Genomic DNA, 16882 nt, shown 5'->3' on the forward strand with positions numbered 1-16882 from the left:
GACAAGGCCTAAAAAATAGTAATATATAAGTAGAAAAGGATTAGGGGGACAGATGAATTATTTTACTGATTTTTTCAACTCTTTAGCACTTATAAGAGTTACAGACATTATAGATATAGCAATAATTAGCTTTGTTGTCTATAAATTATTTTCTTTATTACGCAACACCCGTGCTGAGCAAGTTTTATATGGACTTATAATTGTTTTAATTTTTGCATCAGTTGCTGATATTTTAAATCTAAATACAGTTAGCTGGGTAATGAATCAATTTTTAACCGTTGCCCTTGTATTTATAATTGTAGTTTTCCAACCAGAACTAAGGTCAGCCCTAGAGCGAATTGGCCGTGGTAGATCTATTTTTACTGGCGAGCGTGCCTTAAAAAATGAAAAAAGCATCGATGAGCTAAGCCGTGCTATGACTTCACTTTCTCGCCAAAAAATAGGAGCCTTAGTTGTTTTAGAAAGAGAAGTTGGCCTAAATGACATAGTAGAAAGTGGAACAACCCTGGATGCTGATGTTTCAAGCGAACTTCTTATAAATATTTTTATTCCAAATACCCCCTTACACGATGGTGCAGTTATTATAAATAACGAAAAAATCATTGCAGCGGCTTGCTATTTGCCACTTTCAAATTCAAATTTGATTTCAAAAGAGCTAGGAACACGCCATAGGGCAGCAGTTGGTATATCTGAAAGATCAGATGCAATTGTAATTGTTGTAAGTGAAGAGACGGGAAATATTTCAATTGTAGAATCTGGCAGAATCGACAGATATTTTGATGAAGATTCCTTTAAACAAAGACTAAAAAAAGACCTGGTCTTCGTAAGAGAAGAAACTGTCGATGATGAAAAGAAAGAAGATGACGATGAATAATAAAAATGATTTGAAATTAAAAATTCTTTCAATAATAGTAGCCATATTTATGTGGACCTTTGTCATAAACACAACAAATCCAACAGTAAATAAGAGCTATCGCAATATACCAGTTGTAATTAGAAACCAAGATGATTTGGAAAAAAATGGATACACCATAATTGGTAAAGACGAATCCTACGCAACAAGCGTAAAACTTAAGGGAAGCCGTGAAAAATTGCTATCTTTAAGGTCAGAAAATATTTATGCAAGTGTAGATATTTCTGATTTAAAAGAAGGCGTTCAATCACTAGATATAGAAGTTGATACACCATCTGGTGTCAGCGTTGATGAAATAGAACCAGGTGAAATAAATTTAAATATTCAAAAGGTTATAGAAAAAACCATGCCGGTCAATCTTATCTTTTCTGATGAAATAAAAGATGGGAGAATTGTTGAAGTAAATGAGTTGTCTCCAAAAGAAGTTACAGTAAAAGGACCTGCAAGTATCATAAATAAGATAGATAGGGCAGAGCTAAGAATAGATGATATAAACTTATTAGATGGCAAAATCCACAATTTGCCTGTCAAAGTTTTGGATAAAAATGGTAAGGCCCTTGCTGATATAAATATTTCCCACCAGGATGTAAATGTTTCATTTATAGTATATGAAACTAAAAGAGTAAAATTAAAGCTTGTAACTAGCGGTCGCATTGATAGGGACTATGAAGAAACATCCAGAGAGCTTTCTCCAGATTCAATAGTTATCAAAGGACAAGAATCCGTAATCAGAGATATTGAAGAAATCCCAACAAAACCAGTAAATATTAACTATCTAAGGTCAAATTCAACAGGAGATGTCAAATTAGACCTGCCAGATGCTGTTAAGGTATACAATGGAGATGACCTTGTAAGCTATAGGATTGATGTACAAAAAAAAACAACAAGTGATGATGAAAAAGAAGACTGATAAAATCCTTGACCAACTGGAAAATGCTGGATATAAGGCCTATAAAGTTGGAGGTTGTGTAAGAGATGAGCTTTTAAATCGAGAAAATTTCGATATAGATATAACCACATCAGCCTTGCCAGAAGAAATTAAGGAAGTTTTTAAGGATTATAAAACAATTGATATTGGTGCAAAATTTGGGACTATAAAAGTCCTAGACGGGCCAGATGAATATGAAATTACAACCATGAGGCGTGAATCGGGATATGCTGACAAACGCCATCCAGAAAAAATTGCTTTTACAAAAGATATAAAAGAAGACTTAAAAAGACGAGATTTTACCATAAATGCAATGGCAAAAAGAAATGGTGAAATCATTGATATTTTTGATGGCAAAAAAGATTTGGAGAGTAAAATCATAAGGGCCGTAGGAAATCCTAATGAACGCATAAGGGAAGATGTCCTAAGATCACTAAGGGCGGTAAGATTTGCAAGTACCCTAAAATTTGAAATAGCTGATGATTTAAAAAAATCAATTAAAGAAAATGCAAAATCCATTGATGAAATATCAAAAGAACGCATCCAAGTAGAACTAAATAAGATTTTACTTGCAGATGATCCCAAGAGGGGAACAATACTTTTGGATGAAGTAGGACTCTTGGAATTTATTTTTCCAGAAGTTTTTGCAACAAGGGGCTTTGACCAACATTCAAGTTTTCATACAGAAAATTTGTACGACCATACTTTGAGCGTTTTGGAAAAAACACCAGCAATTCTTGAAGTAAGAATGGCAGCTCTTTACCATGATGTTGGCAAAATTGATACCTTTTTCTTAGATGAAAATGGGGAAGGAAGATTTTTTGGCCACCAAAACCTTTCTGAGGAGCTTTTGATAAATCGACTTAAAATCCTAAAATATTCTAAAAAGTTTATAGAAAATACATCTATTTTGGTAAAACGCCATATGGATAATACCAACACCTATACCAAAAAATCAGTTAGAAAACTATTAAGGAATATAGGTGAGGAAAATTTATTAAATCTCTTTAAGCTCCAAAGGGCAGATGTGATGTCTACCAAACATGCTGATGACTCAAATATTGATTTGGGCCTAGATTTATTAAAAGAGATAAAAAATGATGATATACCAACAAGTAAAAGCCAAATAAAAATAAATGGCAATGACTTAAAAAAAATGGGTTTCAAAGAAGGAAAAGAATTGGGAAAAGCCCTCAATAATATAGAAAATTTAATCTATGATGAAAAATTAAAAAATAATAAAGAAGACATTATAAACTACATTAAATCTAGTCTTTTAAGTGTTGATTGATAGACATAGATGTAGTATATTAAACAAATGAGTAGCTATATAAGCAGGAGGAAGAAATGACAGAATTAAAATCTCATGATAATAACATTGCAAAATTTGAATTTGACGTAAAATATGATGACTTTGCAAAGGCTGTAGATACAGTTTACAAAAGAAACAAAAAAAGATACAGAATTGATGGATTTAGGGCAGGACATGTTCCAAGAAAAGTATTAGAAAAAATGTACGGTCCAGAAATCTTCTATGATGAAGCTATCCAAATTGTGTTCCCAGAACCATACGAAGCTGCAGTAGAAGAATTAGGTCTTGAACCAATCGACCAACCATCAGTTGACCTTGATGATATAGAAAAAGATAAAGATATTACTTTCAAAGTTGAAGTAGAAACAAAACCACACCCAACTTTAGGAGATTACAGCGAATTAATCATTGAAGATATTTCAGCAGAAGTAACTGATGAAGATATAGATGCAGAACTATCTCGTCAACAAGAAGAAAATGCTAGACTAATTCCAGTTGAAGATGGCGAAGCAAAAATGGGTGATACAGTAAATATCGACTTTGATGGCTTCCTAGATGGGGAAAGATTTGAAGGCGGAAAAGCTGAAGATTATGATCTAGAATTAGGTTCAAAAACATTTATTGAAGGCTTTGAAGAACAAGTTGTAGGGCACAAAGCAGGCGATAAATTTGATGTAAATGTAACTTTCCCAGAAGATTACCAAGCAAAAGAATTCCAAGGTAAAGAAGCTAAATTTGAAGTAGAAATTAACTCAATTACTACAAAAGAATTACCAGAACTAGATGATGAATTTGCAATGGATATTTCTGAATTCGAAACTCTTGATGAATTAAAAGCTGACTTAAGAGAAAAACTAAAAGAAGATAAAGAAAACTTTGCAACAAACATGAAACAAAACCAAGCAATCGATGCTCTTGTAAAAGCAAGTGAAGTTTCAACACCAGAATCTCTAGTAAAACAAGAAATCGATGTTGAAATGCAAAACCTTGACCAAAGATTACAACAAATGGGTATCGGTCTTGCTCAATATATAGAAATGACACAAATGGACATCAACCAAGTTAGAGAACAATACAGAGCTCAAGCAGAAGATAGAGTTAAAGCAAATCTTGTAATTGATGAAGTAGCTTTAAAAGAAGGTTTCGATGTTACTGATGATGAAATTGAAGAAGAAATCAACGAATCAGCAAAAATGTATGGTGTAGATGATATCGACAAATTCAAAGAAATCTTTAGAAAAAATGTATCAGAAGATACAATCAAAGAAAATATCAAACGTCGTAAGGCTGTAGAACTTTTAGTTAAAAATGCAAAAGCCCTACCACACGAAGAATATCACAAAGCAGTTGGCGATGATCATGACCACAACCACGACCATGACCACAGCGAAGATTCTAAAGAAAGCGAAGAAAACTAAGATATCATCCTTAATTAAAGTAAGGAGATTATATGCAAACTAGAAATTACTTAGTACCAACAGTTGTAGAATCAACAAACAAAGGCGAAAGAGCCTATGACATATATTCTAGACTTCTAAAAGATAGGATAATTTTCCTATCAGGGGAAGTAAATGATCAAATGAGTGATATTATCATTGCTCAATTACTATTCCTAGAAAGTGAAGATCCAGATAAGGACATCCAATTTTATATCAACTCTCCAGGTGGGGTTGTAACAAGTGGTCTTGCCATTTTTGATACAATGAATTACATCAAACCAGATGTATCAACAATTTGTATCGGACAAGCAGCATCTATGGGTGCAGTTTTACTTTCATCAGGTGCAAAGGGTAAGAGATTTTCTCTACCAAACTCAAATATCATGATCCACCAACCAAGCGGTGGTGCCCAAGGACAAGCATCTGACATTGTAATCCAAGCTGAACAAATCTTAAAAATAAAAGATAGACTAAACCATATCTTAGCTGAAAATACAGGCCAAGACTTAGAAAAAATTGAAAAAGATACTGATCGTGACTTTGCCATGACAGCCCAAGAAGCTTTAGAATATGGCCTAATCGATCAAGTTATTGAAAGTAAGTAGGAAATAGATGGCAAACTTCGAAGGTGAAGATGTTAAATGCTCGTTTTGTGGCAAAGATAGTTCTCAGGTAGAACGCATCATTGCAGGTCCAGATGCCTACATTTGCAATGAATGTGTAAGTCTTTGCGACGAGATAATAAATGCAGAAGTAAAATTTGATGAAAACTACTTTGATGAAAATGGTGAGGTAGACTTATCCACTCCAGCAGAAATAAATGATTTTTTAAATGAATATGTAATAGGCCAAGACGCAGCCAAAAAGACCTTGGCAGTAGCAGTTTATAACCACTACAAGAGGATAAATGCAAATGATAGCGACCTTGATGAAGTAGAGCTATCAAAATCAAATATCCTTATGCTAGGGCCAACAGGTTCAGGAAAAACACTCCTAGCCCAAACCCTTGCTCGTAAATTAAATGTTCCATTTGCAATTGCAGATGCAACAAGCCTTACCGAAGCAGGTTATGTGGGTGAGGATGTAGAAAACATCATTTTAAAATTAATCCAAGCTGCAGATTACAATATAGAAGCTGCAGAGCATGGAATAATATATGTGGATGAGATAGATAAAATCACTCGTAAAAGTGAAAATCCTTCTATAACTCGTGATGTATCTGGTGAAGGTGTCCAACAAGCCCTATTAAAATTAATTGAGGGAACTGAGGCAAATGTTCCACCACAAGGTGGTAGGAAACACCCAAGCCAAGAATATATCCAAGTTGATACTAGCAATATTTTATTCATATTAGGTGGAGCCTTTGATGGCATAGAAGATATAATTAATCGACGCCAAGCTCAAAAAACTATAGGTTTTGGTGCAGAACTAGTTGCAGCTAACCACAAGGCAAATCTTAAGGATGTAAATACCGAAGATTTACTAAAATTTGGTCTAATTCCAGAATTTATAGGTAGGGTGCCAATAATTGTAACCCTAGATAGTCTAAATGAAGATGCCCTAATCCGTATCCTAAAAGAGCCAAAAAATTCACTAATCAAACAATACCAAAAATTATTTGAATTAGATAATGTAAAACTTACATTTGAAGAAAAGGCCTTACATGAAATAGCCCAAAAAGCAATTGAACAAAAAACGGGTGCACGTGGACTTAGGACTATATTAGAAGATTTACTTTTAGATGTGATGTATGAAATCCCATCAAAAACTGATATAAAAGAAGTAGTTGTTACAAAAGATTCTATTAAGGATCACTCAAAACTTAAATATAAGAAAAGATAAGTAGAGGGAGTGGCTAGCCATTCCCTTTTTTAAACGGGAGTTAAAAATGGCAGATGTTTATAAAGTAAGCACAAATGAATATCCACTAGTTCCACTTAGGGGGCTATGGGCATTCCCAAATACTATTTTAAATTTTGATTGTGCTAGACCTATATCAAAAAATGCTATTGAAGATGCAAATATAAGAAACAAAGAAGTATTTTTAGTCAATCAAAAAAATGTTTTTGATGAAAATCCAACAACTGATGCCCTTTACGATTATGGTATGGTTGTTAGCATCAAAGAATCATTTAGTTTGCCAAATGGAGACATCAGAGTTTATGTCCAAGCAAAGGCAGTTGCAAAAATAAATGAAATCAAACTTGGAGAAGGATTCTATAAGGTTAATGTTGAAGAATACGAATACATCGAGGCAAACGAAGAGGAATCGAATAAAAAAGAAGCCTTAAGAAAGCTTTTGATAGAAGATTTTAAATCCTATATCGAACTTGATGGCAATAATATTGATGAATCTGTATTTTCTGTAGGGGAAGTCTATAACCTTCACAGACTTGCCGACATAATTATATATCATTTGGACTTAAAGGCAGATGAATATTATGGACTACTAAAAGAACTTGATGCAGAAAAACGCTTAACCCTTCTTCATAGCATATTATCAAAAGAAATAGAACTTAAAAATTTAAGTTTAGAAATTGACCAAGAAGTCCAAGATAATATCAACCAATCTCAAAAAGAATATTATCTTAGAGAAAAAATCGAGGTCATCCGCCGCGAACTTAGCGAAGCAAATGGCGAGTTTGAAAGTGAAGCCATGGAACTTGCAGCTAAAATTAACAAATTAAAAATAGATAAGGAAAGCAAAAATGCTCTATTAAAGGATGCAGAAAGACTAGACTCTATCCCAGAAATGAGTCCGGACTATGGGGTTTTAAGTGCATATTTAGATTTTGCAGTAAATCTGCCTTGGAGCAAAAAAAGTAAGGATGTTCTTGATATTAAAAGGGCAGAGACTGTTCTTGATGAGGACCACTATGGTCTAGATGAAGTAAAAGAACGTATCCTAGAGTCTATTGCTGTGAGGATAAAAAATAAAAATAACCAAGGAACGGTTATTTGCCTTGTAGGCCCTCCAGGAGTTGGTAAGACCTCTATTGCAAAATCAATTGCAAGAGCCCTAGACCGAGAATTTGTATCAATGCGTCTGGGCGGGGTGACTGATGAAAGTGAAATTCGTGGACATAGAAGAACTTATGTTGGAGCAATGGCTGGCAGACTTTTATCAAATATAAACCGTGTTGGTGTTAAAAATCCAGTTTTCCTTTTAGATGAAATCGACAAACTAGGATCAGATTTTAGGGGAGATCCATCATCAGCCCTACTTGAAGTCCTAGATCCAGAACAAAATGATAAATTTATCGACAGATACCTAGATATAGCATTTGATTTGTCAGATGTATTTTTCATAACAACTGCAAATGACCCAAATGAAATCCCAGATGCCCTTTATGATAGGTTAGAGATGATTGAAATTTCTGGTTACACTCAAAGTGAGAAGCTAAATATTGCCAAAAAATATCTAGTTTCTAAAGAAATGGAAAAAAATGGCTTAAATGAAGATGAACTTTCTATTTCTGATGCTGTGCTTGAAGCAATCATCAAAAATTATACAAGGGAAGCTGGAGTACGCGAGCTTGAAAGACTTATTGCAAAGATTTGTAGACGCGCAGTAAAAGAAATCCTAGAAGGCAAAGACCAAGTTCGTGTTACTATGGCAAATTATAGCAAATACCTTGGCAAAGAAAGATTTTTCGAAGACCATATTTCAAGAGAAAGCAAGGTTGGAGTAGTAAATGGACTTGCGTGGACTTCAGTTGGCGGTACTATGCTAACAATAGAAGCAAATGTTATGGAAGGTAAGGGAAATGTCGAATTTACTGGATCCCTTGGGGATGTCATGAAAGAATCTGGCCAGGCGGCTATGACCTACATCAGATCAAATGCAAAAGAACTTGGCATTCGTGGCAAATTTTACGATAATAAAGACATTCACGTCCACATACCGGAAGGAGCAACACCAAAAGACGGTCCATCAGCAGGTATTACAATGACAACTGCCATGGTTTCATCTCTAACTGGCAAAAAAGTTAGAAATGACATTGCCATGACTGGTGAAGTGACCATAACCGGTGATGTGCTTCCAATAGGTGGGCTAAAAGAAAAAGCACTTGCTGCCTATTCTTACGGCATCAGTGATGTAATCATTCCAAAAGAAAATAAAAGAGATACCGAAGATATTCCAAAAGAAATTAGGGATAAGATTAACTTTATAGAAGTTTCCAACGTTTCTGAAGTTATAGATAGGGCCTTGATATGAAATTTAAAGAAATTGAATTAGAACAAGTTGCAGGATTTAAATCCCAATGGCCAGATGAATCAATTGAAGAAATTGCCTTTGTTGGCCGCTCAAATGTGGGCAAGTCCTCATTTATTAATGCTTTTTTAGGCAGGAAAAACTTAGCAAGAACTTCCTCCAAACCAGGCAAAACTCGTACTATAAATTTTTATAATATTGATAAAAAATTTAGATTGGTAGATTTGCCGGGCTATGGTTATGCAAAAGTTTCTAAAACTGAAAAAGCAAAATGGGATAAGCTAATCAACGAATACCTCCACCAAAGAGAAAATTTAAAAGAAGTTTTTCTTTTGGTAGATATTCGTCACGAGCCAACACAATTAGACTTACAAATGTATGAATGGATACTGGAATCAGGTTTTACAGGATTTGTAATTGCAACAAAATATGATAAAATTTCTAAAAACCAACTTACAAAACATATCAAAGCTATAAAAAACAAATTAAATATAGATGATGAGGGTCTAATCTTTGCCTATTCATCAGAAAACAAACACAACATATCAGTTATCCATGAACAAGTTGATGTTATTGTAAATAGTTAATTTAAGAAAACCGGCATTCAGCCGGTTTTTTAGTATTTATACTTATTATTTTTTATATGTGAATTCTTCTATAGTTTTATATTCACCATTAATTTCTTTTCCAGATTCTTTGTTGATCCTAGTTCCCTTAAGAACAAAGTTTATTATATCTGCATTTTTTATTTCATCTAAAGTCATATCTGAAAAGTCTTTGTTGTAAATAAAAGTTACTTCACCATTTTCGTTTATTCTTTCATCAAGTAATAAAGTTTTTCCTTCGTTATTGGTTCCCTCGATTTGATAATAATAGTCTGTTTCAAGGTTTTTAATAATAGCAGTCATAGTAATTGGATTTAACTTCATTAGAGAAATCACTGATCCATTTTTTAAATTTTGATCTTTTGCAAAGATTACATTTTCTTCATTAACTGTATTTGTACTAGCTTTAGTTGATATTATTTCAATTGAATTACCATTAGTATAATAAAGGTCAACATCAGCATTATTAAGAGTTGGAAATTCTTTATCAAAATTTATCATGCTAACTTCGGGTATTGTTTTTCCATCTTCTAATAGGCCAGAACTTCTAGAGCTACCCAAAGCCTTGTATGTTACTCCATCTACAACAATTTTATAAACACTAGCTTCATTTTCTGAAAGTTGACTTTCCATAGATCCATCAATATCTCTAAGGGTATTTATAAATGCTTTATTATCTTCAAAAGCAATATTTTCTATTACAAAAGTATCATTGCCCACAGTTACTGGTTTATGTAACTCTGTTACATATTTATAAGAATCAGGGCTTGCACCAAAGGCATCCATCATTGAAACTTTAATATCTGTCGTAAATTTTTGTACTTCAGCCCTTACTGATGGTGTCATTAGACCTGCAAAGAGTAGGACTGCTGCGGCACTAGCTATAAATTTCTTTTTAGTATCTTTTTTTGCATAAGATTTAGCTGTTTTTTTCATCTTTACCCTTTCTATATCATTTAATTTTACAGAATCTACTTCAAAATCCATGTCGTTTATTTTATCGTATATATTAGTCATATCTACCTCCTAGTTGTAATTTTAGTTTCTTTTTAGACCTTGAAACCTTATTGTAAAGTCTGTCTTTAGGAATTTCTGTTATTTTTGATAGATCATCATAGGAATAGCCTTCTACAAATAGTTTTTTAAAGATTTCTCTATCTTCATCACTTAAGAGTTTTAGAATTTCTTGGCTTTCATCTATTGACAAGTCTTCTTCAATACAAACATTATTTTCAACTTGGCTAAGCTCAATACTCTTATGGCGATTTTCTTTTCTAATAGCATCAATGGCCTTATATTTAGCAACACCGGCACACCAGTTTTTAAAAGAAGATCTGCTTTCATCAAAAGAATCTATATTATCCCAAATAGCAAGTAGGGTATCATTTAATATTTCTATAACAAGCTCGTCTCTTTTTCCAATAGTTTTTACAATACTTGCCTTAAGGATACCACCATACTTATTTATAAATTCATTTAAATAAGGCTCTTTTCGCTTCTTTATCCCGGATATTATTTTTTTATCATCCATATATCCTCCTTTGTCTATATATTCGTAAGGGGAAGGTAAAATCTATCATTTAGAAAATTATATAGTATTATTTTAAATAATCATAGACAATAACTTAAGTTGAACATTTTTTATAGTTATTAATCAAAATATTATGTGAATATTTTGTTTTGCAAAATATTGTTTATCTTTTATAACTATATGCTTTATCACATTGCACAAAGTAAAATTATTTGATAAAATATTTTCATAAGTAAAATTTGAGGAGGAGTTATGAAAAAAAATAGAATTTTACCTTACATATTATCAATGTCACTAATTCTTTCTGCATGTGGAGCAAACAACACAGCACAAGATAGTGAAGAAACATCTACTGAAACAACAGTAAGCGAGCAATCGACTGAAGATACAAAAAAAGTAGATGAAGGCAAAGAAGAAGAAAAAGACGCAGAAAAAGAAACAGCTGAAGTTGATCCAGATGCTTCTGAAGGAAAAGCTAAGGGTTACAAGGGTGATGTAATCGCTCATGTTAGCTTTGATGGAGATAAAATCTCAAATATTCATGTAGACCATGAAGAAACAGAAGGTCTTGGAGCAACTGCAATCGATAAAATGGTGCCAGAAATTATTGAAAACCAATCAGTAAACATCGATTCTGTATCAGGAGCAACAAGTTCGTCAACAGCACTTATAGAAGCAGTTTCAGCTGCAATTACTGCAAGTGGACACAATATTGAAGACTACCAAGAGGATTTTACAAGTGCTGATAAAGAAAGAACTGATGCTACAAAAGATGTAGATGTTGTAGTAGTTGGTGGTGGTGGAGCTGGATTTGCAGCAGCAGTTACAGCAAAAGAAAATGGGGCAAATGTAGTTTTACTAGAAAAATTACCACAAGTTGGTGGAAATACTCTAATTTCAGGTGGAGAATACGCAGCTCCAGCAAATGAACTTCAAGAAAAAGAAAACATTGAAGATAGCAAAGAATTATTTGCAGAAGATGTAAAAAAAGCTGGGGGAAATGAAGAATTAATCGATGCCCTAGCTGAACATGCAACAGAAGATGCTTACTGGCTACGTGATGATATAGGTGTAGAATGGCTAGATAGCTTAATGTTCTTTGGTGGCCACTCAGTAAAAAGATCACTTATTCCAGCAGCTCACTCAGGTAATGAATTAATTAAAAATTATCTAAAAAAATGTGAAGAACTAGGCATAGAAGTAATTACAGAGGCAGATGTAAAAGAAATTCTTACAGAAGATGGCAAAGTTGCAGGTGTAAAAGCTGAAACACCAGATGAAAACCTAACAGTAAATGCAAAATCTGTAGTACTTGCAACAGGTGGATTCGGTGCAAATGATGAAATGACTTACGAAAATGACCACGAAATCGATGAGCACGTTCAGTCAACAAACTCACCAGGAGCAACAGGTGATGGTATCGTAATGGCAGAAGCACTTGGTGCTGATACAGTTGATATGGACAAAATTCAACTTTACCCAGTATGTGACCCAGAAACAGGTAGACTACTTTATGTAGGTGATACAAGATTAGTTGGTGGGGCACTTCTAGTAAACAAAGAAGGAAACAGATTTGTAGAAGAACTTGCAACCAGAAGAGAAATCTCACTAGCAATTAAAGAACAAACAGACCACGTTGGTTACCTAATCTGGGATGAAAAATCAAACGAAACTACAGGAACAATGGCATCAAACCCACAAGAAGCTGAAGAACAATTTGAAAAAGGCAATCTTGTAAAAGCTGATACAATCGAAGAATTAGCAGACCACTTTGATTTAGACAAAGACCAGCTATTAAAAACAGTAGAAACATTTAACGAAAACTCTAAAAAAGAAGAAGACCCAGACTTCAACCTAAGAATGTTAGGCTGGACAATAGAAGAAGGTCCATTCTACATGCTAAAAGCAGCTCCAGCAGTACACCACACAATGGGTGGACTAAAAATAAACACAGAAGCAGAAGTTTTAACAAAAGATAATAAATGGATAGAAGGTCTATATGCAGCAGGAGAAGTTACAGGCGGTATCCACGGAGAAAACAGACTCGGATCAGCAGCTATAGCAGATATAACAGTATATGGTAGAATAGCAGGTAAAAACGCTGCAGAATTTGCAAAATAAATAAAAAAAGAGTAGCCCATGTGGCTACTTTTTTTCTACAAAAAAACCAGGATTAACCTGGCATATATTATTCAGCAAATTCTATATTTCCATCTTCAAGCTTTGCAATTCTAGCAAGAGAATATACTTCAACATCCATATCTTCGATTAATTTACGACCATTTGAGAATGATTTTTCAATTACTATTCCACAACCTACTGGGTTTGCACCTGCTTGGCGGATGATTGCAATCATTCCTTTGGCAGCTTGGCCATTTGCAAGGAAGTCATCAATCATTAGTACATTTTCACCTTCGTTGATAAACTCTTTATTTACGATTAATTCATTCATTACCTGTTTTGTAAATGAAAATACGCTTGAGTGGTAAACGTCTTCGCTTGTTGTTAGAGATTGTTTTTTACGTCCAAAAACACATTTTACTCCAAGCTCACTTGCAGTTGCTAATGCTGGTGCAATACCAGATGATTCTACTGTGAATACCTTGTCTATTTGTCTGTCTTTGAAGTGCTCAGCAAATTCTTTGCCCATTTTTGAAATTAATTCTACATCGATTTGTTGGTTTAAAAAAGAATCTACTTTTAATATATCATCACTAAGAACTACACCTTCTTCTAGGATTTTTTCTTTTAATTCTCTCATTCTTACTCCTTATTTAGATTTATGTATAACTTATTATTACTATTATAAGGATAAAATCCCAAATAGTCAAAGACTTCACATTTCCTTTTATAGATACCCCAATCAACTTGGGTAAAATAATAATATGAACAGTTTAGAATTTAGTAAAGATTTAATAAAATTTATTGATGAGAGTCCCTTAAATTATTTTGCAGTTGCAAATGCAAAAAAAATTTTAATTGCCAATGGTTATAAAGAGCTAAAAGAAAATGAAAAATGGGAGATAGAAGATAAGGGGAAATATTTTGTGACCCGTAATGACACAGCTCTTATTGCCTTTACAGTGGGCGAAGATTTGACAAAAGGTTTTGATATTATTGGATCACACACCGATAGCCCTACCTTTAAGGTAAAATCAAATGCTGAAGTAAATGATAGCGGATATTTAAAAATAAATATTGAACCCTATGGTGGGATGATTTATTCTACTTGGACAGATAGAACCTTATCTCTGGCAGGAAAAGTTTCCTACAAAAAGGATGGAGAAATTAAAAGTGAATTGGTAAATATAGACAAAGACTTACTAACCATTCCAAATGCAGCCATCCATATGAATAGGGAAGTAAATAAGGGATTTGAACTAAATCCTCAAAACCACCTATATCCAATAATTCAAACCATAGAAGAAAATTTTGAAAAAGGATACTTGGAAAAATTATTGGCAGAAGAAATTGGCATAAATGCTGATGAGATTTTGGATTTTGACTTAGGACTTTATGATAGGCAAAAGGGTGCAATAATAAATAACATGTACCAAATTGGCAGAATCGATAACCTAGGATCAGTCCATGCCTCACTAATGGCTCTTGTGGATGCTGATGCAAGTAAAAATAATGTTTTAGTTTTAAACGACAATGAAGAAATAGGGTCCAGAGCACCAACAGGTGCCTTTTCTCCATTTTTAAGAGATACCTTAAAAAGACTCTGTGATAATCGTGAGCTTGATGATGAAGATTTTTATATTGCCCTAGCAAATACTTATCTAATATCAGCTGACCAGGCCCATGCCATCCACCCAAATTTTAAGGAATATCATGATCCTACTAATCCAATTAAAATGAATGAGGGATTGGTTATAAAAACTGCAGCAAATGGAGCTTATTCTTCAAACATTGCTTCAAATGCAAGACTAATAGATCTAGCAAATAGCATTGACTGCAAAATCCAAAAATTTCACAATAGAAATGACAAGGCTGGGGGATCTACAATAGGTCCAATTGCATCAACAGGTCTTGGAATAAATTCTATAGATGTTGGTGAGCCAATACTTGCCATGCACTCAATAAGAGAGCTTGGCGGTATAGAAGACCACTATGATGCCTACAAAATATATAAGGCATTTTATGAAACAAATTTATAAGGAGAATATTTATGGCAATAATGGAAATATGCTTAATACCAATTGGTACAAAGGAAACTTCAGTTAGTAAATATGTAGCGACTGCTAGCAAGGTTTTAGAGGCAGAGGGTGTAAAACACAAACTAAATCCTATGGGTACAGTAATTGAAGCAGATGCTGATAAATGTTTTGAAATAGCAAGAAAAATGCAAGAAGAAGTATTTAAAGCTGGATCTGACCGTGTTTACACAGTTATAAAAATGGATGATAGACGTGATGAAAATCACGATATGGAATACAAGGTAAAATCAGTTGAAGAAAAAATGTAAAAAAAGATTGCCATTAAATTTGGCAATCTTATTTTAATTTACATGAATAATGGAAGTATATATCTTAATAAAAATACTACTGCAAGTCCATATACTAATGGGCTCACTTCTTTGCCTCTGCCTGTTAGAAGTTTGATACCAGCATAAGAAATCATACCAAATGAGATACCCTCTGCAATAGAATATGTTGCAGGCATCATTAAAATTGTCATAAATGCTGGGAATGCTTCTGTAATGTCTGAGAAATTAATTTCTACAACTGTTGAAAGCATAAATAATCCAACCACTACTAAGGCTGCAGCTGTTGATTGGGCAGGTATTATTGAAAATAGTGGGAAGAAGAAGGCTGCAATTGCAAAACAAATAGCAGTTGAAAGTGTAGTTAATCCAGTTCTTCCACCTTCTGCTACACCAGCAGAGCTTTCTACAAAAGTTGTAATTGTGGAAGTTCCTAAAAGTGAACCAAATGTTGTACCAACTGCATCTGCTAAAAGTGCCTTTGATCCATCAGCTAAGTTTCCATTTTCATCAAGCATTTTTGCCTTTGTAGCAACACCTGTAAGAGTTCCTAGAGTATCGAAAATATCTACAAACAAAAATGAGAAAAGTACTGAAAACATCTCAAAAGAAAAAACTTTTGAAAAGTCTAATTTAAAGGCAATTGGAGCAACAGATGGTGGGCGAGATACAATTGCATTACCATCTGGAAGTGCTGTTACTCCAAGAAATAGTGATACAACTGTAGATGCAAGAATACCCCAAAGTAAGGCACCCTTTACATTTCTAGCTGTAAGAACAACCATAATTACGAGGGCAAAAAAGAATACAAAACCTTCTTTTGATGCAATATTGCCAAGTTCTAGAGAAATATCACCAACTCCGACAATACCAGCATTGATTAAACCAATAAGTGCTATAAATAAACCGATAGCAACTGAAACTGCTTTCTTAAGATTGATTGGAATAGCATTAAATAATGCCTCTCTGATACCTGTAAAGGATAAAACTATAAAAATAAGACCTTCTAAAAATACTGCCGTAAGTGCAAACTGCCAGCTCATCCCCATTTGGTTAACTACTGTATACGCAAAAAATGCATTTAATCCCATTCCTGCAGATAAACCAAAAGGCATATTTGCATAAAATGCCATGATTAGCATAGCAACTAATGAAGCTAATATAGTAGCAGTAAATACAGCACCTGCATCCATGCCAGCATCGGAAAGTATAGCAGGGTTAACAGCTAGGATATAGCTCATAGTCATAAAAGTAGTAATACCAGCCATGATTTCTGTTTTTTGGTCTGTACCATGTTCGCGTAACTTAAAAGCACGCTCGTTAAACGACTCAAATGCCATTATTTCCTCCTTATTTATAAATGATACAGACCTATTATACACAATTTATTTATTTTTGCGAAAAATCTTTATTTTTATTTTTTCTCAACTATAATAAATATATAACTTATGG

15 protein-coding genes are annotated in these 16882 nt (G+C 33.7%); 11 read left to right on the forward strand and 4 right to left on the reverse strand.

From position 1 onward, the window contains the following. Positions 1–52: 52 nt before the first annotated feature. From cdaA to yihA, 8 genes are read left to right on the forward strand one after another with little or no spacing between them, the layout of a single operon-like run. Positions 53–874, forward strand: coding sequence for a diadenylate cyclase CdaA (gene cdaA / locus OC526_RS06535; protein ID WP_262122912.1), 822 nt, complete (start codon positions 53–55; stop codon positions 872–874). Continuing rightward, positions 867–1823 carry a YbbR-like domain-containing protein gene (locus OC526_RS06540; RefSeq protein WP_262122913.1) on the forward strand — a complete coding sequence of 319 codons (957 nt, stop codon included), beginning with the start codon at positions 867–869 and terminating at the stop codon, positions 1821–1823. The genes cdaA and OC526_RS06540 overlap by 8 nt, the downstream gene beginning before the upstream one ends. Further along, entirely contained in the window at positions 1780–3132 is a 1353-nt protein-coding gene (locus OC526_RS06545) for a CCA tRNA nucleotidyltransferase (protein ID WP_262122914.1), read from the forward strand. The genes OC526_RS06540 and OC526_RS06545 overlap by 44 nt, the downstream gene beginning before the upstream one ends. Before the next feature lie 56 nt (positions 3133–3188). Further along, positions 3189–4571 carry a trigger factor gene (gene tig, locus OC526_RS06550; protein WP_262122916.1) on the forward strand — a complete coding sequence of 461 codons (1383 nt, stop codon included), beginning with the start codon at positions 3189–3191 and terminating at the stop codon, positions 4569–4571. A 32-nt stretch (positions 4572–4603) separates the two neighbouring features. Continuing rightward, positions 4604–5197 (forward strand): ATP-dependent Clp endopeptidase proteolytic subunit ClpP, encoded by a 594-nt coding sequence (gene clpP / locus OC526_RS06555; RefSeq protein WP_262122918.1) that lies wholly within the window; start codon positions 4604–4606, stop codon positions 5195–5197. 7 nt (positions 5198–5204) lie between these two features. Further along, positions 5205–6434: an ATP-dependent Clp protease ATP-binding subunit ClpX gene (clpX, locus tag OC526_RS06560; protein ID WP_262122919.1), complete on the forward strand. Its 1230-nt coding sequence runs from the start codon at positions 5205–5207 to the stop codon at positions 6432–6434. Between the two features lie 46 nt (positions 6435–6480). Beyond that, positions 6481–8811: an endopeptidase La gene (gene lon / locus OC526_RS06565; RefSeq protein WP_262122920.1), complete on the forward strand. Its 2331-nt coding sequence runs from the start codon at positions 6481–6483 to the stop codon at positions 8809–8811. Continuing rightward, entirely contained in the window at positions 8808–9395 is a 588-nt protein-coding gene (gene yihA / locus OC526_RS06570) for a ribosome biogenesis GTP-binding protein YihA/YsxC (protein ID WP_262122922.1), read from the forward strand. Before lon ends, yihA begins: the two co-directional genes overlap by 4 nt. Positions 9396–9440: 45 nt before the next feature. Here the strand turns inward: yihA and OC526_RS06575 are convergent, their stop codons facing one another. Further along, positions 9441–10430 carry a hypothetical protein gene (locus OC526_RS06575; protein WP_262122924.1) on the reverse strand — a complete coding sequence of 330 codons (990 nt, stop codon included), beginning with the start codon at positions 10428–10430 and terminating at the stop codon, positions 9441–9443. After that, a complete protein-coding gene (locus tag OC526_RS06580) occupies positions 10423–10944 on the reverse strand; it encodes a sigma-70 family RNA polymerase sigma factor (protein WP_262122926.1) in 522 nt (173 codons plus the stop codon). The genes OC526_RS06575 and OC526_RS06580 overlap by 8 nt, the downstream gene beginning before the upstream one ends. Positions 10945–11196: 252 nt before the next feature. On the opposite strand from OC526_RS06580, the gene OC526_RS06585 reads away from it, so the two are divergent. After that, entirely contained in the window at positions 11197–13065 is a 1869-nt protein-coding gene (locus OC526_RS06585) for a flavocytochrome c (protein WP_262122928.1), read from the forward strand. Between the two features lie 67 nt (positions 13066–13132). On the opposite strand, the gene OC526_RS06590 is transcribed toward OC526_RS06585, so the two are convergent. Then, positions 13133–13705, reverse strand: a complete 573-nt coding sequence (locus OC526_RS06590) for a xanthine phosphoribosyltransferase (RefSeq protein WP_262122930.1) — start codon at positions 13703–13705, stop codon at positions 13133–13135. Positions 13706–13829: 124 nt separating this feature from the next. Here OC526_RS06590 and OC526_RS06595 point away from each other — a divergent pair, with 124 nt between their 5' ends. After that, positions 13830–15104 (forward strand): M18 family aminopeptidase, encoded by a 1275-nt coding sequence (locus tag OC526_RS06595; RefSeq protein ID WP_262122932.1) that lies wholly within the window; start codon positions 13830–13832, stop codon positions 15102–15104. Positions 15105–15115: 11 nt separating this feature from the next. Beyond that, complete coding sequence (locus tag OC526_RS06600) at positions 15116–15412, forward strand: MTH1187 family thiamine-binding protein (protein WP_262122934.1); 297 nt, start codon at positions 15116–15118, stop codon at positions 15410–15412. Between the two features lie 38 nt (positions 15413–15450). On the opposite strand, the gene OC526_RS06605 is transcribed toward OC526_RS06600, so the two are convergent. After that, positions 15451–16770 (reverse strand): NCS2 family permease, encoded by a 1320-nt coding sequence (locus OC526_RS06605; protein WP_262122936.1) that lies wholly within the window; start codon positions 16768–16770, stop codon positions 15451–15453. Positions 16771–16882: the final 112 nt, after the last annotated feature.

This window comes from Anaerococcus sp. Marseille-Q5996, assembly GCF_946893725.1.
Lineage (GTDB): Bacteria > Bacillota > Clostridia > Tissierellales > Peptoniphilaceae > Anaerococcus > Anaerococcus martiniensis.

Coding starts and splice junctions, on each gene's coding strand:
- OC526_RS06540 (WP_262122913.1), top strand. CDS start 867: ATGAATAATAAAAATGATTTGAAATTAAAAATTCTTTCAATAATAGTA.
- cdaA (WP_262122912.1), top strand. CDS start 53: ATGAATTATTTTACTGATTTTTTCAACTCTTTAGCACTTATAAGAGTT.
- OC526_RS06600 (WP_262122934.1), top strand. CDS start 15,116: ATGGCAATAATGGAAATATGCTTAATACCAATTGGTACAAAGGAAACT.
- clpP (WP_262122918.1), top strand. CDS start 4,604: ATGCAAACTAGAAATTACTTAGTACCAACAGTTGTAGAATCAACAAAC.
- yihA (WP_262122922.1), top strand. CDS start 8,808: ATGAAATTTAAAGAAATTGAATTAGAACAAGTTGCAGGATTTAAATCC.
- OC526_RS06575 (WP_262122924.1), bottom strand. CDS start 10,430: ATGACTAATATATACGATAAAATAAACGACATGGATTTTGAAGTAGAT.
- OC526_RS06590 (WP_262122930.1), bottom strand. CDS start 13,705: ATGAGAGAATTAAAAGAAAAAATCCTAGAAGAAGGTGTAGTTCTTAGT.
- OC526_RS06545 (WP_262122914.1), top strand. CDS start 1,780: ATGTACAAAAAAAAACAACAAGTGATGATGAAAAAGAAGACTGATAAA.
- OC526_RS06580 (WP_262122926.1), bottom strand. CDS start 10,944: ATGGATGATAAAAAAATAATATCCGGGATAAAGAAGCGAAAAGAGCCT.
- OC526_RS06605 (WP_262122936.1), bottom strand. CDS start 16,770: ATGGCATTTGAGTCGTTTAACGAGCGTGCTTTTAAGTTACGCGAACAT.
- tig (WP_262122916.1), top strand. CDS start 3,189: ATGACAGAATTAAAATCTCATGATAATAACATTGCAAAATTTGAATTT.
- OC526_RS06595 (WP_262122932.1), top strand. CDS start 13,830: ATGAACAGTTTAGAATTTAGTAAAGATTTAATAAAATTTATTGATGAG.
- clpX (WP_262122919.1), top strand. CDS start 5,205: ATGGCAAACTTCGAAGGTGAAGATGTTAAATGCTCGTTTTGTGGCAAA.
- OC526_RS06585 (WP_262122928.1), top strand. CDS start 11,197: ATGAAAAAAAATAGAATTTTACCTTACATATTATCAATGTCACTAATT.
- lon (WP_262122920.1), top strand. CDS start 6,481: ATGGCAGATGTTTATAAAGTAAGCACAAATGAATATCCACTAGTTCCA.